14 protein-coding genes are annotated in these 20,134 nt (G+C 64.5%); 7 read left to right on the top strand and 7 right to left on the bottom strand.

Features of this window, described 5'->3' with window-relative positions:
- The first annotated feature begins 42 nt into the window (after positions 1-42).
- The 4 genes from peaB to AK81_RS05925 all read left to right on the top strand — a co-directional run bounded on the left by peaB (position 43) and on the right by AK81_RS05925 (position 4,766).
- Positions 43-1,473: a quinohemoprotein amine dehydrogenase maturation protein gene (gene peaB / locus AK81_RS05940; protein WP_043197456.1), complete on the top strand. Its 1,431-nt coding sequence runs from the start codon at positions 43-45 to the stop codon at positions 1,471-1,473.
- Between the two features lies 1 nt (position 1,474).
- Entirely contained in the window at positions 1,475-1,798 is a 324-nt protein-coding gene (qhpC, locus tag AK81_RS05935) for a quinohemoprotein amine dehydrogenase subunit gamma (protein WP_016499473.1), read from the top strand.
- 32 nt (positions 1,799-1,830) lie between these two features.
- Positions 1,831-2,952, top strand: a complete 1,122-nt coding sequence (gene peaD, locus AK81_RS05930; protein WP_043197454.1) for a quinohemoprotein amine dehydrogenase subunit beta — start codon at positions 1,831-1,833, stop codon at positions 2,950-2,952.
- Positions 2,953-3,092: 140 nt separating this feature from the next.
- Positions 3,093-4,766 carry a fatty acid CoA ligase family protein gene (locus AK81_RS05925; protein ID WP_043197451.1) on the top strand — a complete coding sequence of 558 codons (1,674 nt, stop codon included), beginning with the start codon at positions 3,093-3,095 and terminating at the stop codon, positions 4,764-4,766.
- Positions 4,767-4,895: 129 nt separating this feature from the next.
- On the opposite strand, the gene mobA is transcribed toward AK81_RS05925, so the two are convergent.
- Positions 4,896-5,471 (bottom strand): molybdenum cofactor guanylyltransferase MobA, encoded by a 576-nt coding sequence (gene mobA / locus AK81_RS05920; protein ID WP_043197450.1) that lies wholly within the window; start codon positions 5,469-5,471, stop codon positions 4,896-4,898.
- Between the two features lie 154 nt (positions 5,472-5,625).
- On the opposite strand from mobA, the gene AK81_RS05915 reads away from it, so the two are divergent.
- On the top strand, positions 5,626-5,940 hold the full coding sequence (locus AK81_RS05915; protein WP_081042020.1) for an HU family DNA-binding protein: 315 nt from the start codon (positions 5,626-5,628) through the stop codon (positions 5,938-5,940).
- 66 nt (positions 5,941-6,006) lie between these two features.
- Here the strand turns inward: AK81_RS05915 and AK81_RS05910 are convergent, their stop codons facing one another.
- Together AK81_RS05910 and AK81_RS05905 are read right to left on the bottom strand one after the other, a co-directional pair.
- Entirely contained in the window at positions 6,007-9,138 is a 3,132-nt protein-coding gene (locus tag AK81_RS05910) for an efflux RND transporter permease subunit (RefSeq protein ID WP_043197448.1), read from the bottom strand.
- A gap of 11 nt (positions 9,139-9,149) precedes the next feature.
- Positions 9,150-10,325 (bottom strand): efflux RND transporter periplasmic adaptor subunit, encoded by a 1,176-nt coding sequence (locus tag AK81_RS05905; protein ID WP_043197447.1) that lies wholly within the window; start codon positions 10,323-10,325, stop codon positions 9,150-9,152.
- 271 nt (positions 10,326-10,596) lie between these two features.
- On the opposite strand from AK81_RS05905, the gene AK81_RS05900 reads away from it, so the two are divergent.
- Entirely contained in the window at positions 10,597-11,298 is a 702-nt protein-coding gene (locus tag AK81_RS05900) for a response regulator transcription factor (RefSeq protein WP_016499479.1), read from the top strand.
- Between the two features lie 6 nt (positions 11,299-11,304).
- Positions 11,305-12,603: an ATP-binding protein gene (locus tag AK81_RS05895; protein WP_043197445.1), complete on the top strand. Its 1,299-nt coding sequence runs from the start codon at positions 11,305-11,307 to the stop codon at positions 12,601-12,603.
- Between the two features lie 115 nt (positions 12,604-12,718).
- On the opposite strand, the gene AK81_RS05890 is transcribed toward AK81_RS05895, so the two are convergent.
- The 4 genes from AK81_RS05890 to nrfB all read right to left on the bottom strand — a co-directional run bounded on the left by AK81_RS05890 (position 12,719) and on the right by nrfB (position 19,951).
- Positions 12,719-13,810: a GGDEF domain-containing protein gene (locus AK81_RS05890; RefSeq protein ID WP_043197444.1), complete on the bottom strand. Its 1,092-nt coding sequence runs from the start codon at positions 13,808-13,810 to the stop codon at positions 12,719-12,721.
- Between the two features lie 125 nt (positions 13,811-13,935).
- Positions 13,936-14,775: a DUF4434 family protein gene (locus AK81_RS05885; protein ID WP_043197442.1), complete on the bottom strand. Its 840-nt coding sequence runs from the start codon at positions 14,773-14,775 to the stop codon at positions 13,936-13,938.
- Positions 14,775-17,780, bottom strand: coding sequence for a phage receptor (locus AK81_RS05880; RefSeq protein WP_043197440.1), 3,006 nt, complete (start codon positions 17,778-17,780; stop codon positions 14,775-14,777). Before AK81_RS05880 ends, AK81_RS05885 begins: the two co-directional genes overlap by 1 nt.
- Positions 17,777-19,951, bottom strand: a complete 2,175-nt coding sequence (gene nrfB / locus AK81_RS05875; protein WP_043197438.1) for a cyclic di-3',5'-guanylate-activated glycosyltransferase NrfB — start codon at positions 19,949-19,951, stop codon at positions 17,777-17,779. Before nrfB ends, AK81_RS05880 begins: the two co-directional genes overlap by 4 nt.
- Between the last annotated feature and the right edge of the window lie 183 nt (positions 19,952-20,134).

Below are 20,134 nucleotides of genomic sequence, written 5' to 3'. Positions count from 1 at the left end.
GGTGCAACGGTTTTCCAACGAATCGATTACCGGGAGGTCGCCATGGGCGCACTACTGAACCTCGTCGAACGCAACCTGCATGAAGTGCAGGTAGACGCCGACCGCATGCTGTTCCATATCCCCAGCAGTTCGCTGTTCACCGCCGACGCGGTGACCGGGGGCATCATCGACACCTTGCGCCAGCAAGGCTGTTCGGCCGAGGAGCTGATGCAGCGCCTGGGCCAGCAGTTTGCCGGCAACGATATCCAGGACACCCTGCGCGAGCTGATCGCGCTGGAGCTGGTCAGCGACGGCTCGCCGCTGACCCCGGAAATCGGCGTCAAGCGGGTCGAGCGCACCGCACTGAATACCGTGGTGCTCAACGTCAACACCGGTTGCAACCTCAGCTGCACCTATTGCTACAAGGAAGACCTGGACAAGCCGTCCGCCGGCAAGAAAATGAGCACCGCCACCGCCGAAGCCTCGGTGGAAATGCTGCTCACGGAATCGCCCGACGAAGAACGCTACAGCGTGGTGTTCTTCGGCGGCGAGCCGTTGTCCAACCGGCCGCTGATCGAGCACATGGTGGCCTACTGCGAGCGGCGTTTCGCCGAGGTGGGCAAGCAGGTGGAGTTCATCATGACCACCAATGCCACGTTGCTGACCGAAGAGATTGTCGACTGGCTCAATGCCCACCGTTTCGGCCTGTCGATCAGCATCGACGGCCCCAAGACCGTGCACGACCGCAACCGCATCACCGTGGGCGGGCAGGGCACCTATGACGTGGTGCGGCGCAAGGCCGACATGCTGCTGTCGCGTTACAACAGCCGCCCGGTGGGGGCGCGGGTGACCTTGACCCGCGGCATCACCGACATCGAGACCATCTGGAACCACCTGTTCAACGAAATGGGCTTTGCCGAAGTCGGCTTTGCCCCGGTCACCTCCGGCGACATGTCGGCCTTCAACCTCACTGGCGAAGAACTGGTTGAGGTCTTCGCCAACATGAAGGCGCTGGGCCGCCGTTACCTGGACGCAGCGCTGGAGCACCGCAACATCGGGTTCTCCAACCTGCACCAGTTGATCACCGACATCCACGAGGGCCACAAGAAGGCCCTGCCATGCGGTGCCGGGCTGAAAATGCTGGCGGTGGACCATGAAGGCGAGCTGAACCTGTGCCACCGTTTCACCGGCTCCAGCCTGCCGACCTTCGGCAACGTGCACCAGGGTGTGAAGCAGGTGGAGCTCAACGACTTCCTGTCGCAGCGCCTGGACCGCAGCAACACCGGCTGCGAGAGCTGCCGCATCCGCAACCTGTGCTCCGGCGGCTGCTACCACGAAAGCTACGCCCGCTACGGCGACCCGCAACACCCGACCTACCACTACTGCGAACTGATGCGCGACTGGGTCGACTTCGGCATCGAAGTCTACAGCCGCATCATGGCCGCCAACCCGGCCTTCATCGACCGCTACATCACCCCGCGGAAGGCGCACTGACATGAAGCACTTGAAGCCCCTGAACAACAAGGCGCGCATCCTTGAGCAGGCCGCTGCCGAAGACCGCATCGAAGAAGTCATGGCCATGAGTGCGGTGGCCGGTTGCACGGCCACCACGGATCCGGGTTGGGAAGTAGATGCCTTTGGCGGCGTGAGCTCGCTGTGCCAGCCGATGGAGGCCGACCTGTATGGCTGCTCCGACCCTTGCTGGTGGCCGGCCCAGGTGCCGGACATGATGAGCACCTATCAGGACTGGAACGCCCAGGCGACCAACTCGGCGGATGACTGGCGCAACCTCGGCACTGTGTTCCCGAAAGACAAGTGACCGGCCCAACAAGAACGACAAGGGGAAACCGCATGAAAGCTGGACGCTGCGCGCAAATCGCGCTCACCATCGCCGCCACGGCCTGCGCCGGGCTGGCTCAGGCTGACGACACCGGGCCTGCGCTGAAGGCCGGCCACGAATACATGATCGTGACCAACTACCCGAACAACCTGCATGTGGTCGATGTGGCCAGTGACACGGTGTACAAAAGCTGCCAGATGCCCGACAAGTTCGGCCCTGGCACCGCGATGATGGCGCCGGACAACCGTACCGCCTACGTGCTCAACAACCATTACGGCGACATTTACGGCATCGACCTGGACACCTGCAAGAACACCTTCCGGGCCAACCTGTCGAGCGTGGCGGGTGAAGTGGGCAGGGCGATGTACTCGTTCGCCATCAGCCCGGACGGCAAGGAAGTGTACGCCACGGTCAACCCGACCCAGATGCTGAACGACCACTACGTGGTCAAGCCACCACGGCTGGAGGTGTTCAGCACCACCGATGGCCTGCAGGCCAAGCCGGTGCGCACCTTCCCGATGCCGCGCCAGGTGTACCTGATGCGTGCCGCCGACGATGGCAGCCTGTTTGTCGCAGGGCCGGACATCTACAAGATGGATGTGAAGACCGGCAAGTACACGGTGGCCTTGCCGCTGCGCAACTGGAACCGCAAAGGCTACAGCGCCCCGGACGTGCTGTACTTCTGGCCGCACCAGAGCCCGCGTCACGAGTTCACCATGCTGTACACCATTGCCAGGTTCAAGGACGACAAGCAGGACCCGGCCACCGCCGAGCCGCTGTATGGCTACCTGAGCGTCGACCTGAAGACCGGCAAGACCCACACCCAGGAGTTTGCCGACCTGACCGAGCTGTACTTCACCGGCCTGCGCTCGCCTAAAGACCCGAACCAGATCTACGGCGTGCTCAACCGCCTGGCCAAGTACGACATCAAGCAGCGCAAGCTGATCAAGGCGGCTAACCTGGAGCACACCTACTACTGCGTCACCTTCGACAAGAAAGGCGACAAGTTGTACCTGGGCGGCACCTTCAACGACCTGGCGGTGTTCAACCCGGATACGCTGGAGAAGGTGAAGAACATCAAGCTGCCGGGTGGGGACATGTCCACCACTACGCCGCAGGTGTTTATCCGCTAGATCTGTGTTGCCTTCTTCGCGGGCTCGCCCGCTCCCACAGGGATCTGCGCCGTATTCAGATCCTGTGGAAGTCCTTGTGGGAGCGGGCAAGCCCGCGAAGAGGCCGGTACAAACAGAACAAGAACAACAAGAGAACACCCATGCCCCAGCCAAGCTACTCCCAGGGCAACCAGGACAAAGCCCTGCTTACCCAATGCATCGGCGATGCCTTCGACGCTACCGTCGCCCGCTTCCCCGACCGCGAAGCCCTTGTTGTGCGCCATCAGGCCCTGCGCTACACCTGGCAGCAACTGTCCGAGGCCGTCGACCAGCACGCCCGCGCGCTGATGGCACTGGGCGTGCAACCCGGTGACCGGCTGGGTATCTGGGCGCCCAACTGCGCCGAGTGGTGCATCACCCAGTTCGCCAGCGCCAAGGTGGGCGCGATCCTGGTCAACATCAACCCGGCCTACCGCTCCAGCGAACTGGATTACGCCCTTGGCCAGTCCGGCTGCCGCTGGGTGATCTGTGCCGACGCGTTCAAGACCTCCGATTACCACGCCATGCTGCAGAGCCTGGTCCCTGGCCTGGCCAGCGGGCAACCTGGCGCGCTGATCTGCGAGCGCTTCCCCGAACTGCGCGGCGTGGTCAGCCTGGCCGTCTCGCCGCCACCGGGCTTTCTGGCCTGGCATGCGTTGCAGGACCGTGCCGAGGCTGTCAGCCGCGAGGCCCTGGCCGAGCGCCAGGCGCAACTGCGCTGCGACGACCCGATCAACATCCAGTACACCTCGGGCACAACCGGTTTCCCCAAGGGCGCCACCCTCAGCCACAGCAACATCCTCAACAACGGTTACATGGTCGGCGAAAGCCTGGGCCTCACCGAGCACGACCGGCTGGTGGTGCCGGTGCCGCTGTATCACTGTTTCGGCATGGTCATGGCCAACCTTGGCTGCATGACCCACGGCAGCACCCTGATCTACCCCAACGATGCCTTCGACCCGCTGGCCACACTGCGTGCGGTGGCGGAGGAAAAGGCGACCGCGCTGTACGGTGTGCCGACCATGTTCATCGCCGAACTGGATCACCCGCAACGCGGCGAGTTCGACCTGTCGAGCCTGCGCACCGGGATCATGGCCGGCGCCACCTGCCCGATCGAGGTGATGCGCCGGGTGATCGGCGAAATGCACATGGCCGAGGTGCAGATTGCCTATGGCATGACCGAGACCAGCCCGGTGTCATTGCAGACCGGGCCCGACGATGACCTGGAGCGCCGGGTTACCAGTGTTGGCCGTACCCAGCCACGGCTGGAGAACAAGGTGGTGGGCGCCGACGGCAACACCGTGCCGCGCGGCGAGATCGGTGAGCTGTGCACCCGTGGCTACAGCGTGATGCTCGGTTACTGGAACAACCCCAAGGCCACGGCCGAAAGCATCGATGCCGAGGGCTGGATGCACACCGGCGACCTGGCGGTAATGGACGAGCAGGGGTATGTGCGCATCGTCGGGCGCAGCAAGGACATGATCATTCGTGGCGGCGAGAACATTTACCCGCGCGAGCTGGAAGAGTTCTTCTTCACCCACCCGGCGGTGGCGGATGTGCAGGTGATTGGCGTGCCGTGCAGCAAGTACGGCGAAGAGATCGTGGCTTGGGTGCGGCTGCACCCGGGGCATACCACCAGCGAAGAAGCGCTGCGTGAGTGGGCGAAGGCGCGGATTGCGCACTTCAAGGTGCCCCGGTACTTCCGCTTTGTCGACGAGTTCCCGATGACAGTGACCGGCAAGGTGCAGAAGTTCAGGATGCGCGAGATCAGTGTTGAGGAATTGTCTGCCCGGTGATGCATTGCCTGTAATGGCCTCTTCGCGGGTAAACCCGCTCCCACAAGGGCATCAAAGGTCTGAAGGGCAGTGGAGAACCTGTGGGAGCGGGTTTACCCGCGAAGAGGCCGGCACAGGCAGCAGAGGATCTTAGCCTTGCAGCAACTCCGGGCTGTTGAAGTTGCTCAACCGGTGATCATCATCGGCACACTCCAGCCCCTGCACCGCCTCTTGCAGCAAGGCCTTCTGCAAGCTCCGCTCGCCCGCCGCCCAGGCCTGCTCCAGCATTGGCAGTAACCGCCGTGGCAGCACGCTGAACATCGGCTGCCAATACCCACCCTGACGCACCATTGCCGCACTGTCACTGGCCACCGCCAGCCGCAGCAGGCCCTCGATCAAATCGCGGTCAACCCGTGGTGCATCGCAAGCCAGCACCACCACCCACTCATGCCGTGCCACCCTGAGCCCGGCAATCACCCCCGCCAACGGCCCGGGAAAGTCTGCCTCGGCATCGCCCACCAGCTGGTCTGCGTACGCACGGTAAGCCTCCTGGTTACGGTTGCAGGAAATCACCAGGTCATCGCTTAGCGGCCGCACTACACGATGAATGTGCGCAATCAGTGGCTCGCCTTTCCAGCAGATAAGGCCCTTGTCACGGCCGCCCATGCGCTGTCCGCGGCCCCCGGCGAGAATCAGGGCTGAGTTGGCAGGCAAGGATTTGGGCATGATTTCAACTCCAGGCTATGGCAGATGGCAACCCTCCCACGGCCTGTAACAGTTGTCCAGAAGGCCTTGGCCCGATGTGCCCAGACCTGACATTTTTGCCAGTTGTGCCGGTCGCGACCCTTCCCTTAAATAAGCGTGCACACCTGGTATCGCGATGATGCCGAGGACGATAAAGAGGAGAGGTCTCTTGAACAAATCGGAACTGGTAGCTGATGTGGCGCAACGCGCGGACTTGAACAAGGCAACCGCACAGAAAGTGGTTGACGCGTTTATCGATGCAATCAAGGCATCACTCAGTGAGCGCAAGGAGGTCGCCCTGGTGGGCTTTGGGACCTTCAAAACCGAGGAAAGAGAAGCGCGGATCGGGCGAAATCCGCAAACTGGCGAAAAGTTGCAGATTGCTGCAGCGACTAAAGCCAAGTTCGTCCCCGGCAAAAATTTGAGAGAGAACGTCAATTTCAGCGAGTAACCCGGCCAGAAGGCCTAGCCACGCAAGTGACCGGAAAGGGGGCCGAGGCCCCCTTGCTCATGCCATTCAATGCCCGCTGGGCAGAGACTCACTTGCGGATTCGACTTTGTCCTTGCCCTTGCCCGCGAGGCGCATCACCACCACGAAGAACACCGGCACAAACACCACCGCCAACGTGGCGCTGAGCATGCCGCCGATCACCCCGGTGCCGATGGCCTGCTGGCTGGCCGAGCTGGCGCCGCTGGCGATGGCCAGAGGGACAACGCCGAGGATGAACGCCAGCGACGTCATCACGATCGGCCGCAGGCGCAGGCGGGCGGCCTGCACGGCGGCGTCTGCGGCGTCCACCCCCTGGTCGACCAGGTGTTTGGCGAACTCGATGATCAGGATGGCGTTCTTTGCCGACAGGCCGATCAGGGTAATCAGGCCAACCTTGAAGAACACGTCGTTGGGCATACCGCGCAGGGTCACGGCCAGTACCGCACCGAGCATACCGAGCGGCACCACCAGCAACACGGCGGTCGGGATCGACCAGCTCTCGTACAGCGCTGCCAGGCACAGGAACACGATCAGCAACGACAATGCCATCAGCATCGGTGCCTGGCTGCCGGACAAGCGCTCCTGCAGCGAGAGGCCGGTCCACTCCAGGCCGGCGCCGGGCGGCAGCTGAGCCACCAGGCGTTCGATTTCGGCCATGGCTTCGCCCGAACTGTGGCCGGCTGCCGGCTCACCGGAAATCGACACCGCCGGGTAACCGTTGTAGCGGGTCAACTGCACCGGGCCACTGACCCACTTGGCTTGCACGAATGCGCCCAGTGGCACCATCTTGCCGCTGTTGTTGCGCACGTGGATTTTCAGCAGGTCTTCGACCTGGCTGCGCTGGTCGCCTTCGGCCTGCACCACCACCCGCTGCATGCGGCCCTGGTTGGGGAAGTCGTTGACGTAGCTGGAGCCCACCGCCACGTCCAGTACCGAGCCGATGTCGGCAAACGACACGCCCAGGGCATTGGCCTGGCGGCGGTCGATCTCCAGTTGCACCTGCGGGCTTTCGGCCAGCGAGGCTTCGCGCACGTTGGTCAGCACCTTGCTTTTGCCGGCGCTGGCCAGCAGCGTGTCGCGGGCGGCCATCAGCTCGGCGTGGCCCATGCCGCCACGGTCCTGCAGGCGGAACTCGAAGCCGGTCGACTCGCCCAGGCCGTCGATAGGCGGTGGCAGCACCGAAAACGCCACGGCGTCCTTGAGCTGCGAGAACGCCGCGCTGGCGCGGTCGGCAATCGATTGGGCGCTGTCGTCGGCACCGCGCTCGGACCAGTCCTTGAGGGTGGTGAAGGTCAGCGCCGCGTTTTGCCCGCTACCAGAGAAGCTGAAGCCGAGGATCACGGTGGTGTTGCCCACGCCGGGCTCTTCAGCGTTGTGTGCCTCGATTTGCGCGGCGACCTGCTCGGTGCGCATGCGGCTGGCCCCCGGCGGCAGCTGGGTGTCGGTGATGGTGTAGCCCTGGTCTTCGGTGGGCAAGAATGCCGTGGGCAACTGGCTGAAGCCATAGCCCAGCACCGCCAGCAGCACCGCGTACACCAGCAGGTAGCGGCCGCTGCGCTTGAGCGCCTGCACCACCCAGCGCTGATAGCCGTTGCTCATGCTTTCGAAGCGCCGGTTGAACCAGCCGAAGAAGCCTTTGCGCTCATGGTGCTCGCCCTTGGCCACCGGTTTCAGCAACGTGGCGCAAAGCGCCGGGGTGAGGCTGAGGGCCAGGAATGCCGAGAACAGGATCGACACCGCCATCGACAGCGAGAACTGCTGGTAGATCACCCCCACCGAGCCTTGCATGAAGGCCATGGGCAGGAACACCGCCACCAGCACCAGGGTGATGCCGACGATGGCACCGCTGATCTGGCCCATGGCTTTGCGCGTTGCTTCTTTGGGCGGCAGGCCTTCCTCGGCCATGATGCGCTCGACGTTTTCCACCACCACGATGGCATCGTCGACCAGGATGCCGATGGCCAGCACCATGCCGAACAGGGTCAGCACGTTGACCGAGAAGCCCAAGGCCAGCATGACGGCGAAGGTGCCCATCAGCGCCACCGGCACCACCAGGGTGGGGATCAGGGTATAGCGCAGGTTCTGCAGGAACAGGAACATCACCGCGAACACCAGCAACATGGCTTCGAACAGGGTGGTGATGACCTGCTCGATCGACACCTTGACGAACGGCGAGGTGTCGTAAGGGATGTCGTACTTGACACCTTCCGGGAAGTAACGCGCCAAGTCCTGCATTTTTGCCCGCACCAGGGTGGCGGTTTCCATGGCGTTGGCACCCGGCGACAGCTGCACGCTGAACGCGGTGGCCGGTTTGCCATTCAGGCGCGTGCCGTACTGGTATTCCTGGGCGCCGATCTCGACCCGGGCGACATCACCGACGGTGACCGTGGAGCCATCCAGGTTGGCGCGCAGCACAATGGCGGCGAATTCCTCGGGGGTGCTCAACTGGCCCTTGACCACCACGTTGGCGGTGATTTCCTGGGTGTCGCGGCTGGGCAGGTCGCCGATGCTGCCAGGGGCGACCTGGGCGTTCTGCGCCGCAATGGCTTCGGCCACGTCGTTGGGCGTGAGGTTGAAGCCGATCAGCTTGCTCGGGTCGATCCAGATGCGCATGGCGCGCTCCGAGCCGTACAGCTGGGCCTTGCCGACGCCCTTGAGGCGGCGGATTTCGTTCATCACGTTGCGCGCGAGGATGTCCGACAGTGCGGTTTCGTCGAGCTTGCCGTCTTCAGAGGTGAGTGTGCCCAGCAGCAGGAAGCCGGTGGACACCTTTTCCACTTGCAGGCCCTGCTGGGTGACCGGGCGCGGCAGGCGCGACTCCACCACCTTCAGGCGGTTCTGCACGTCGACCTGGGCCAGGTCCGGGTTGGTGCCCGGAGCGAAGGTGGCGGTGATGGTGGCGCTGCCCAGGCTGCTCTGCGACTCGAAGTACAGCAGGTTGTCGGCGCCGTTGAGTTCCTGCTCGATCAGGCTCACCACGCTTTCGTCCATGGTCGCCGCCGAGGCGCCCGGGTACACGGCGTAGATTTCTACCTGCGGTGGTGCCACGTTGGGGTACTGGGCCACCGGCAGTTGCGGGATGGCCAACGCACCGGCCAGCAGGATGAACAGCGCGACCACCCAGGCGAACACCGGGCGGTCGATGAAGAATTGCGGCATGAATCAGGCCCTCACTGGCCGGTGTGCTGTGCGATGGGCGGCGCCCCGGATGCGTTGTCGACCTGCACCTGGTCACCGGCCTTGACGTGTTGCAGCCCCTCGACCACTACCTGCTCGCCGGGGGCCAGGCCTTCGCTGACCACCCAGCGGTCGCCCTGGGCGCTGCCCAGTACCACCTGGCGGTCGCTGACTCGGGCCTGCTGGTCGACCACCAGTACCTTGGGCACGCCGGCACTGTCGCGCAGGATGGCGCGCTGCGGCACGCTCAGGCCTTTGGGTTGCACGGCTTGCTCCAGGCGTACGCGCACGTAGCTGCCGGGCAGCAGGTCGAGGTCCGGGTTGGGGAACTCGCTGCGCAGGGTGATCTGGTTGGTGGTGGGGTCGACACTGATGTCGGAGAACAGCAGCTTGCCTGGCAGCGGGTAGGCGCTGCCGTCGTCCTGGATCAGCGTGGCGCGGGCCTGGCCGTCGCCCACCTGCTGCAATTCGCCTGCGCGCAAGGCGCGGCGCAGGGCGTTGAGCTCGCGGGTAGACTGGGTAACGTCGGCGTGGATCGGGTCCAGCTGCTGGATGGTCGCCAGCGGCGTGGTCTCGTTCTGGCCGACCAGTGCGCCTTCGGTAACCAGGGCACGGCCGATACGGCCGGAAATCGGCGCCGTCACGGTGGCGTAGCCGAGGTTCAGGCGGGTGCGTTCCAGGGCAGCCTTGGCGGCGGCCACTTCGGCGTCGGCCTGCAGGAAGCTGGCCTTGGCGTTGTCGTATTCCTGGCGGCTGACAGCCTTGTCGTCGACCAGTTCGCGGTAGCGCTGCTCCTGCAAGCGCGCCTGGTACAAGGTGGCCTCGGCCTTGGCCAGGGTGGCGCGGGCGCTGTCATGGTCGGCCTTGAACGGCGCCGGGTCGATCAGGAACAGCACATCGCCCTGTTTGACGTCACTGCCTTCGCGGTACACCCGCTTGAGCACCACGCCCGCGACGCGCGCCCGCACTTCGGCGGTGCGCGGCGCCAGGATGCGGCCGCTGAGTTCGCTGCTGATGGCCAGTGGCTGCAGTTGCAGGGTTTCTACCCGCACTTGCGGGGTAGGCGCTTTTTCGTCTTGCTCGCCGCTGTCGCCACAGCCGGCCAGGGACAGGCTAAGAAACGCCATGAGCGCCAATGGGCGCAGGCGAGGGGGGAGGGTAGTAGGCATACGGATCTTCCGATGATGACCGCACCTATGGTACGGCAGCCGTTGGCCGTGCGGCTGTTAATACCTGTAGGGCGAGTGTGAAAAAGTGTGAAGAACAATCCTTTCGTGCGGCTGGGTTCTATATTCTGCGTATGCCTGTGCTGGCCTCTTCGCGGGCTTGCCCGCTCCCACAGGTATTGCGCAGGTTTCAGATTCTGTGCGGCCCCTGTGGGAGCGGGCAAGCCCGCGAAGAGGCCAGTGAGGTCTACCACAACCTAGATCCCAAGCACCTATGCCGAATATTTTCCTGGTCGAAGACGACAGCGCCCTGTCCGAGCTGATCGCCAGCTACCTGCAACGCAACGACTTCCATGTCCAGGTGATCGCCCGGGGCGATCATGTGCTGGACGAATATCGCCGGCAAAAACCTGACCTGGTTATCCTCGACCTGATGCTGCCGGGTATCGATGGCCTGCAACTGTGCCGCCTGCTGCGCCAGGAGTCGCAAACCCTGCCGATCCTGATGCTGACCGCCCGCGACGACAGCCATGACCAGGTATTGGGCCTGGAAATGGGCGCCGACGACTACGTGACCAAGCCCTGCGAGCCCCGCGTGTTGCTGGCCCGTGTGCGTACCCTGCTGCGCCGCAGCAGCGTCAACGAGCCGCGGCTGGATAACGACCTGATCCTGATCGGAGGCCTGCGCATCGACCTGGCCGAGCGCACGGTCAGCTGGCGCGGCGAAGAGGTGGAGCTGTCCAGCGGCGAGTACAACCTGCTGGTGGTACTGGCGCGCAATGCCGGCGAAGTGCTGAACCGCGACCGCATTTTGCAGCAGCTGCGCGGCATCGAGTTCAACGGTACCGACCGTTCGGTGGACGTGGCCATCTCCAAGCTGCGGCGCAAGTTCGACGATAACGCCGGCGAAGCGCGCAAGATCAAGACCGTGTGGGGCAAAGGCTACCTGTTCAGCCGCGTCGAGTGGGAGTGCTGACCGGCCATGCTCAAGATCCTGGTGCGGTTGTACCTGGTGATCATCGTCGCTTACGCCGGTGCCCTGCTGTTCATTCCCGACACCATCGTCGGCCTGTTCCAGGAACGCTTCATGGCCTACAACCTGGACCAGGCCAAAGGCGTGCAGTCGTTGATCGTGCGCCAGTTCCACCAGGCCCCGCGCGAGCAGTGGCCAGCCGTGGAGCAAGACCTGGCCAGTGCGTTCGCCCCGCTGGAAGTGAAGCTGCTGCGCATGGACCAGGCCGAACTCAGCGCAGATGAGCAGGCGCGCCTGGAGCACGGCCAGTACGCCGTGCGAATTGCCGAGTGGGGCTACTACGAAACGGTGCTGGCACCGCTGGACAAGGAGTGGCTGGTGCGCCTGCACGCACCGCCAGACCCACTGGACATCAATGTGCTGTCGTGGGGCGTGACCGTGCTGATCGGTGCGGCCATGCTCGGGTGCTTGCTGTTATGGGTGTGGCCGCACTGGCGCGACCTGGAGCGGCTGAAGGAAACCGCCCGGCGCCTGGGCCAGGGGCAGATGGCCGAGCGCACGCACATTTCGCCGCATTCCAACATCGGTGAGTTGGCCGGGGTGTTCGACACCATGGCCAGTGACCTGGAACGTCACGTCAACCAGCAGCGCGAGCTGCTCAATGCGGTGTCCCATGAGCTGCGCACACCGCTGACCCGCCTGGACTTCGGCCTGGTGCTGTTGTTCGACGAAGTGCCGCCGGCCAGCCGCAAGCGCCTGCTGGAACTGGTGGGGCATGTGCGCGAGCTGGATGAGCTGGTGCTGGAACTGCTGTCTTACAGCCGCCTGTACAACGCCGATCAGGCCCGCGAGCGGGTCGAGGTGTCGTTGCTGGAACTGGTCGACAGCGTACTCGGCGGTTTTGCCGAAGAGCTCGATGGCCGGGGTATCGAGTGGGAAGTGCGGGCCGAGGGCAATTTGCCCCGGTTTGTGCTGGACCCACGGCTGACGGCGCGGGCGGTGCAGAACCTGGTGCGCAACGCCATGCGCTATTGCGATGAAAGCCTGTTGCTGCGCTTGCGCCTGGAGGACGATGGCGCCTGCCTGCTGACGGTGGAGGATGACGGGATCGGCATACCGGTAGAGGAGCGGGAACGGATTTTCCAGCCGTTCTACCGGCTGGACCGCAGCCGCGACCGCAACACCGGCGGGTTTGGCCTGGGGCTGGCGATCAGTCGGCGGGCGATCGAGGGGCAGGGCGGCACCTTGACGGTGGCACAGTCAGCATTGGGTGGGGCGCAGTTCCGCATTCGGTTGCCTGCGGGGTGATGGATGCCTGTGCCGGCCTCTTCGCGGGCTCGCCCGCTCCCACAGGGACCGCACAGATCTCAAGCACTGTGTAGGGCCTGTGGGAGCGGGCAAGCCCGCGAAGAGGCCGGGCCAGTCAACTCTGGTCTGTAAGTTGGCTTGACCACAACACAAACCGGTCCTTGCCGGTGTGCTTGGCTTCATACAACGCCTGGTCGGCGCGGACCAGCGCCGTGGTCAGGCTGTCACCCCGGTCCACCCGTGCCAGGCCGATGCTGATGGTCACCGGGTGCTCGCCAATGTCCTCGCGCACCCGCTTGCACAGCGCCGCCACCTGCTGCTCGGCCCCCTGCTGGTCCACCCCTTGCAGAAAGATGGCGAACTCTTCACCGCCCAGCCGGGCAAACTCATGGCCGGCCATGCTCGCCTTGATATGCAGGGCCACGCGCTTGAGCACTTCATCGCCCACGTCATGGCCGAAGCGGTCATTGACCCGCTTGAAATTGTCGATATCGATCATCGCCAGGTACTGCCCGGGTGTGGCCATGTGCAGCAGGCGGCCGGCCTGGGCCATGAACGATCGGCGGTTGGGGATTTCGGTCAGGGCGTCGACATAGGCCTGCTCCAGCAGCACCTTGGACAGGTAGAAGTTGTGCAGCTTGGTCTTGCGGATCTGCAGGTAGCTGTAGCTGACCAGGCCGCTGAGGAACACGGCGTAGCTGATCAGCATGGCCCCTTCGAGTGCGTCGGGCTCGATGCGGGTGTGGTAGAACGGGTTGAGCATCACCCAGGTGATGACCATGGCGCAGAAAAACGACCAGCGCCGCACCGGCAGCACCGATACGGCATACAGTACCGCGGAAACCCCAAGCACCAGCCACACCGGCCGCAGGGTGACCGGGATGCCCTCGATCAGCAGGCGCATGCCCAAGGTGATGATGGCAATGAACAACAGGTTGAGCACGTCGAAGTGATGGCTGCGGCGGGTAAAGTTCAGCACGACGGCCAGGCAGCCGAGCAGCGAGATGAACAGGTAGGACAGCCAGGTGAAGCCCTGGCCTGCGAGGAAACTGACGATCAGGTCGAAGACCAGCCAGATCAGGATGCTGACGCAGATTACCAGCAGGCAGAACGGGCGCATGGACTCGAATTCGTGCTGGCGGAACTCGGCGCGCAGGGCGGCGGGGGCGACCTGCTTGCGTACGTGTTCCTCGATGGTTTTGAACATGGGTGAACTCCTGGGAGTACTGCTTTGCCAGGTCCGGCCCTTTCGCAGCACAAGGCTGCTCCTACAGGAGACGTGCGATACCTGTAGGAGCAGCCTTGTGCTGCGAAGAGGCCGGGCCTGGCGACTCAATTCTGTGGCAGAACCTTCTGGGCCCAAGGCCGGTAGCGCAAGGCAAACACTGCCTCGGCATGGCACCCGCTGGCCAGCTTCGGTTCGGCAGGTTCAGCCCTGAATGCCTGACCTGGCGCACTCACCTGGCGGAACGCCTCGCGCACCACACCTATCCGGCACGGCAAGGCCTGTTCGTAACCCTGGCGAACCAACGGCGGCAATCGACCAGTCCCGGCGCCATCCTGCCACCACACACTCAAGCCCAGGCCTGCCAGTTGATCCAGCCAGGCGGCATTGACCCGGGGCGACAGCTTGCCTGCGCTGAAGGCACTGATGTGCAGAGGCTTGTCCAGTTGGCGGTTGAAGGCCTGTAACTGGCTGAACAGCGCTTCGCGCCGCGCGGGGTCGCGAAAATGCTGGTCGTCCAGCTCCATGGGAAGGTACCAGCCCTCCACCGGCAATTGCCAGGCTTGGCGCAGTTGCTGGTACTGGGTGAGTGAGCGCCCCAGTTGCGCTTTCCAATAGCTGTTCAGGCCCTCGCCGTCCAGTTCTTCCAGGCGCTGGTAGTAGGCGGGGTCCATGTACAGCCCCAGCACCACCTGCAGGCCTTGGGCACGTGCGCTGCGCAGGCTGTTGGCCAGCCAGCCCTGGGCGCCGCCGAAGTCGCTGTCGCCATAGGCGCTCCATTGCACGATCAGGGTTTTCCCCCCCTGGGCCACGGTGGCATGCCACAGTTGTTGCCACTGGGCGGGGGTGACTTTGGCGTCGCGGTTGAGGGGTTGGTAGAACAGGCGCTGGTCGGCTGTGGCGGGCAGGCACAGGGCAAGCAGGCAGAAGGCGAGGATCGCACGCATCAGAAGGTCATCTCCGCACCGACCAGCACGCCGTTGGCGCGCTCGTAAAGATTGCCGCCCAGCGACTGCTGGTACTCGGCACGTACTTTCAGCGAGCCGCGATAGGCGTTGTAGCGGTCGTCATCGAACCACCATTGCCAGCGCACGCCAACCCCCGCCCGGGCGTCCTGGCGCCAGTCGTTGCTCGGGTCCTGGCTGGAGAACTCGACAAAGCCATAGGGCATGAGGGTTTGCGGCGAGCTGCCGGGTAGTTTCCAGGCATGGCCTTGCTGGTAGCGCGACAGCCAGGCGTGGTCGCCGGCGCGGGTCCACCAGGCAGCGTCAAGGTAGAGGAAGCGCTCGTTCCAGTTGTCTTCATCCACACGCCAGTCATTGCGCCAGTCGCCTTGATCAAGGAACGAGGCGGTGGCGCGCAACAGCAGGTCGTTGCTCGATTCGGCGTGGTGGCGCAGGTCGCCCCAGTTGCCGCCGACCTTGGCCGGGCTCAGCAACTGGCCAAGGCTCAGGGCGCGGTAATGGGCTTCGTCGATCTGCCGCTGGTGGTACAGCTCGGCGTACAGGTTGAGGTTGGCCTGGCCGAGCGGCTTGTAACGCAGGCCGACCCCGGTACCCATGCTTTGCGCATAGTCGGTTCGGCTCTGGCCACCGAACAGCACCCGGCCATACACCGACAGGGTGCTGCCGTTGCGGCTGGGTTCTTCGCCCAGGGCATGGTCCCACATGGCCAGTTGCACGTTCTGCGACTGGGCGCGGCGGGAGCTGCCACTGCGCTGGCCGTTGTCGAGGAACTTGTCGTTGGTCGAGGTGCCGGCGGGTGACCAGGTACTGGCCAAGGTGATGGTGTCACGCCGTGACAGGCTTTCGTGGGCACGGCGCTGGCGGTATTTGCGGGCTTCCAGGCTGCCGTATTCGTCGTCACCGTCGACCAGGTTCTGCTCCACATCGAGGATGCGGCGCAGTTCGCGGCGTGCCGAGGCGCTGTCTTCGGCTTCGTCGTAGCGCAAGGCCAGGGTTTCGCCGAGGCGATAATCCTCGGGGAAGTCGTGGGTGGCACGCTCCAGGTAGGGGATCGACTGGCGGCGCTGGGTTTTGTCTGTCGAGCCAGCCAGGCGCATGCCGTAATCGGCGCGGTAGCGCGGCTGATCGGGGGCCAGGCGCACGGCGTCGGCGAGCCAGGTCATGCTCTGCGCACTGTCGCCGGCCAGTTGCGCGGTGCTGGCGGCCGCGTAGTAGTGGTCGGCCCGTGGGCTGCTTGCCAAGGCTTGGCGCTGGAAACCCAAGGCCGCCTGGTAATCGCCCTGGCGCTGGGCAATGGCCGCGCCCAGTGCCCAGTCATCGGCGCTGTGGTGCGCGGCGGCGTCCCAATAGCGGCGGGCCGCATAAGCGTCGCCTGCGTTCAGCGCGCCCCCGGCGGCCGTGAGGCGGGCGTTGTCGGTCCAGGCGCTGTCCGGCAGGCTGCGCCAGATGGGCAGTGCGGCTTCGGAATCGCCGGCTGCTTCAAGTGCATAGGCCAACGGCAGGCGGTTGCCGGCGTCGCCCAGGCGCTCGGCGGCCTGGTAGTAGACCACCGCTTCACCGGGTTGGTCGGGCATGGCGCAGCGGCCCAGGGCGCGGTACTGGCCGGGCTCGCGGGGTGTGGCCGGTACCGCCTGGCGCACGGCGTCGCACTGGCCTGCCTCGGCCAGGCGGCCGAGCAACTGGGCACGGGTATTGGCATCGACTCGGGGGATCAGGCCGAGCATGCGGTGGCTGTCCAGCGGCCCGTCGTTGCGGGCATACAGGTTGCCCAGGCGCTGCAGCAGCGATGGGCTGAGGCGGCCCTGACGGCGGTCGTAGGCCTGTTCCAGCAGTTGCCGGGCGTGTCCGGTCTGGCCCTGTTCCACCAGCAGGAAGGTGGATTGATCCAGTGCGGCCAGGTCGCCACTTTGCCGGTAGCGGTTTTCCCATTCGCTGGCTGTGCGCGGTTGTGGGGGTTGCGGCGGGTCGCCATACAGGCGTTGCTTGAGCACGGCGTAGGCGCGTGCGTCGGTAGTGGGTGTGCAGCCTTTGAACTGTTCGCGGGCCAGGTCCGGGTCATGGCGTGACAACCAGTCGACGGTGTCCAGGCAGGGGCGTTGCAGGTCGTTGCTCAGGCGGCGCACCAGCGCTGCATCGTCGCCTTTGCGGGCCAGCTCCCACAGTTGCTGGCGCTGGTCAGGTTGATTCAGCTGATCGGGCGGCAGCGACTGCAACCAGCGCTGGGCTTGCTGGTTGTGGCCCACGGCGATGGCGCGGTTGGCCATGGCCAGGCGCGCCTGGTCAGCTGCTTGAGGGGAGGGCGCGCTGGCCAGCAGTTTGTTCAACCCTTTTTCATCCACCTGCTGGACATAGGCATTGGCCAGGCGTTGCCAGTCTTCGGCGGGCAACTGGCCCTTGTCGGCGAGCGGTTGCAGTTGCTCGATGGTTTCTTTCCAGTTGCGCAGTTGTTCGGCGAAGTTGGCCCGGACCAGGCGCAATACCTGGCCGTCATCCCTGGGCGGCAACTGGCTGAGCCAGTCCAGCGCCTTGCCCGCACCGCCGAATTTGGCCAGGCTCAGGCTGTAGGCCTGCCACAGGCGCACGCGTTGATTACCCTCACTGGCGGCCAGCCATTGTTCCACTTGGCTGGCCGGCGGTGGGTCCTGTTCGATCCAGGTCAGGCGCAGTTCGAGCAGGGCGTCTGCGTATTCGGGGCTGCCGTCGAGTTGCCCGGCCAGCGCTTCGGCTTCCTTGTAGCGGCGTTGATGGGCAAGGGCTTCTACCAGCAGTGCGCGGGCCTCGTCGTTGTTCGGCACCCGGCCCAGCACGTGGCGGGTCAGGCGCTCAACCTCGGCCCAGTTGTCTTTCTTGGCCTCACGGTAGCCGCGGTCCATGAACGGGAAGCTGGTGAACCGCTGAAAGTCGGTCATCGGCGCCGAGGCGGCGGCAGGCAGCGCGGCGGAGCACAGCAACAGGCCAGCGAAAGTGAGGGAAAAGCGCGGCTTCATGCCACCTCCCGGATCAGATCAAGGGCGGCCTGCTGCTCGCTGGCCTGCTCAACGAGCGCCTGTTGCAACACCTGTTCGGTGATGATGCCGCGGGCGATCAGGTGCTCGCCCAGGCTCTGGCGCTCGGGGTCGAAGTCGATCAGTGCCTGGTTGAACAGGGTGACCGGGACCATGCCGCGCACCTGCAACAGGGTGCCGAGCATGACCTGGTGGTGGCTGACACGCTCCAGCAGCGCTTCATCGTCCTGATGGCGTTCGAGGATGGCCAGCATGTCGCGGGTTTCAGGCTTCTGCCAGGGGCTTGGGTAGTGGTAGCGCAGCCCCAGGGTTACCCGGCCCTGAGGCGCCAGGCGCACGCGGACCGGGCGTTTCAGGTAGCGGCTGATCACCCCCAGCGACACCTGGCTGACCGGGCTTTCGCTGGCTAGAATCAGCGTGTCGCCGTCTTCGGCAACGGGCAGCACGCCATAGTGCGTCGCCAGTTTGCGTGGCAGCGTGGCAATCAGTTGTGGGTCGAGCTTGAACGGGTTCAGCGGTGCCCAGGGCAGGTCCAGCTGCTCGGCCAGGGTCGCCACCAGCTGTTCGCTGTTCACCCAGCCGCGCAGCAGCAGTTCGCGGCCCAGGCGCCGGCGTACCGGGCTGGTGATTGCCTGTTGCAGTTGCTCGTCACTGATCAGCCCTTTGGCCACCAGGCGCTGGCCCAGCGGCGTGCGGGCAGGGGCGGCGATGGCGGGGAATTCATGGGTGGTCTTGTCCCAGGCCACGCGCCGCGAGTCGCCCATTTCCATCACCTGGCGCAGGGCACGCAGGTTGGCGAAGAAGTTGACGAAGTTGCTCCACATCATCCGCGGTGCCGACAGCAGGCCTTCGCCGATGCCATAGAAACGGGTGACGAACCAGCCGCGCTGGAACAGGCGATTGAACAGCATCAGCCCGTTCAGCCACAGCAGGGTAGACAGCAGCCAGCTGTCGCTGAGGATCGACATGAAGCGCCACGAGTTCGGCGCAATCACCGTGACCAGCCACATGGCCAGCAACACCAGCAGCAACAAGTTGACCAAGAAGCTCAGCAGGTAGGCGAACAGCCCGCGGCGGTCGCGCCAGAGGAAGTAGTTGAGTGCGCCCTTGCGACTCCAGCCGAGGTTGCTGGTGCCCTGGAACACGATACCGACGATCCACCGTGACTTCTGCCGGATGGCATGCTGCCAGTCACGCGGGAAGTGCTCGCGCACGCAGATCACCTGGGAGAATTCCCGGCTCATGCCCGGGCGCCATTCCTGCTTCAGGGTCAGCGCCGGGTCGGTGATGGAATAGCGGGCGAATATGCACTTCATGCCCTTTTGCTTCAGGCGAAAGCCAATGTCGTAGTCCTCGGTGAGGCTCTGTACGTCAAAGGCAATGCCGTCGCCGTCCTCCAGCAGCGCGCTGATGGCGCGGCGGCTGAAGCAGGTGCCGACACCTGCACTGGGCACCTGGCCGGTCAGCGCTTCGCGGACGATGACGTCCTTGCCGTGGTTTTCGGCAAATTCGTCGACATAGTGGCCGGCGGTGAAACCTTTCCATTCCGGTGCGTAGGGGTAAACCGGGATCTGGATCATGTCCTTGTTCGGCAGCAGGTAGTTGAACAGGCGCAATTCCATGGGCGAGATCACGTCTTCGGCGTCATGCAGGATGAAACCGGCGAACTCGATGCCAGCATCCTGCTGGAAGCGCAGCAGGGCGTCGATGATGTTGTTCAGGCAGTCGGCCTTGCTGGTGGGGCCAGGGCGTGCACACACCACCTTGTGCACGTTGGGGTAGTGCAGGCACACCGCGTCGACGTCGGCCTGGGTTTGCGGGTCGTTGGGGTAGGTGCCGACGAAAATCTGGTAGTTCTCGTAGTCGATGGTGGAGGCCGCCAGGCGCGCCATTTCGCCGACCACGCCCACTTCGTTCCAGGCCGGGACCATGATGGCCAGGGGTTTTTCCGGGACTTCGTACAGGCGCTTCTCGTCGGCCTTCTCGTACTTGTCATACACGCGAAAGCGCCGGATCAGCTTGCGGCCCCAGTAGCACAGGTCGATGAACAGGTCGTCCAGGCCCAGCAGGAACATCAGCGAGGCGAGGGTGATGGCCAGTATCTTCAGGCCGAACAGCACATAGGTGAGAAAATCGATGAATGCCAGGCTCATGCAGCAGTCACCGGCAGGGGGCAGTGGAGCATCGTCTTATCCTCGCTCGGTTCCCTCGACCAAGTTGTACGAGATGTCGCTGTTTGTACGGGATAGATACAAGCAGCCGAACGCGCCGTTGTCCAAATTTCGGCTTTTTCTTGTGTGCGACATATTGTAGCTTTACGGGTCGTCTACCCAGGG

It is taken from the genome of Pseudomonas putida W15Oct28 (assembly GCF_000708715.2).
Classification (GTDB): Bacteria; Pseudomonadota; Gammaproteobacteria; order Pseudomonadales; family Pseudomonadaceae; genus Aquipseudomonas; species Aquipseudomonas putida_R.
The sequence above is the reverse complement of the archived record's forward strand: the minus strand, read 5'-3'. Positions and strand labels throughout refer to the sequence as shown.

What these genes read in the sequence shown, in the direction of transcription:
- AK81_RS05880 (WP_043197440.1), bottom strand. Translation starts at nt 17,780, where the DNA reads ATGAAGCCGCGCTTTTCCCTCACTTTCGCTGGCCTGTTGCTGTGCTCC.
- AK81_RS05885 (WP_043197442.1), bottom strand. Translation starts at nt 14,775, where the DNA reads ATGCGTGCGATCCTCGCCTTCTGCCTGCTTGCCCTGTGCCTGCCCGCC.
- peaB (WP_043197456.1), top strand. Translation starts at nt 43, where the DNA reads ATGGGCGCACTACTGAACCTCGTCGAACGCAACCTGCATGAAGTGCAG.
- AK81_RS05905 (WP_043197447.1), bottom strand. Translation starts at nt 10,325, where the DNA reads ATGCCTACTACCCTCCCCCCTCGCCTGCGCCCATTGGCGCTCATGGCG.
- nrfB (WP_043197438.1), bottom strand. Translation starts at nt 19,951, where the DNA reads ATGAGCCTGGCATTCATCGATTTTCTCACCTATGTGCTGTTCGGCCTG.
- AK81_RS05890 (WP_043197444.1), bottom strand. Translation starts at nt 13,810, where the DNA reads ATGTTCAAAACCATCGAGGAACACGTACGCAAGCAGGTCGCCCCCGCC.
- peaD (WP_043197454.1), top strand. Translation starts at nt 1,831, where the DNA reads ATGAAAGCTGGACGCTGCGCGCAAATCGCGCTCACCATCGCCGCCACG.
- AK81_RS05895 (WP_043197445.1), top strand. Translation starts at nt 11,305, where the DNA reads ATGCTCAAGATCCTGGTGCGGTTGTACCTGGTGATCATCGTCGCTTAC.
- qhpC (WP_016499473.1), top strand. Translation starts at nt 1,475, where the DNA reads ATGAAGCACTTGAAGCCCCTGAACAACAAGGCGCGCATCCTTGAGCAG.
- AK81_RS05910 (WP_043197448.1), bottom strand. Translation starts at nt 9,138, where the DNA reads ATGCCGCAATTCTTCATCGACCGCCCGGTGTTCGCCTGGGTGGTCGCG.
- AK81_RS05915 (WP_081042020.1), top strand. Translation starts at nt 5,626, where the DNA reads ATGATGCCGAGGACGATAAAGAGGAGAGGTCTCTTGAACAAATCGGAA.
- AK81_RS05925 (WP_043197451.1), top strand. Translation starts at nt 3,093, where the DNA reads ATGCCCCAGCCAAGCTACTCCCAGGGCAACCAGGACAAAGCCCTGCTT.
- AK81_RS05900 (WP_016499479.1), top strand. Translation starts at nt 10,597, where the DNA reads ATGCCGAATATTTTCCTGGTCGAAGACGACAGCGCCCTGTCCGAGCTG.
- mobA (WP_043197450.1), bottom strand. Translation starts at nt 5,471, where the DNA reads ATGCCCAAATCCTTGCCTGCCAACTCAGCCCTGATTCTCGCCGGGGGC.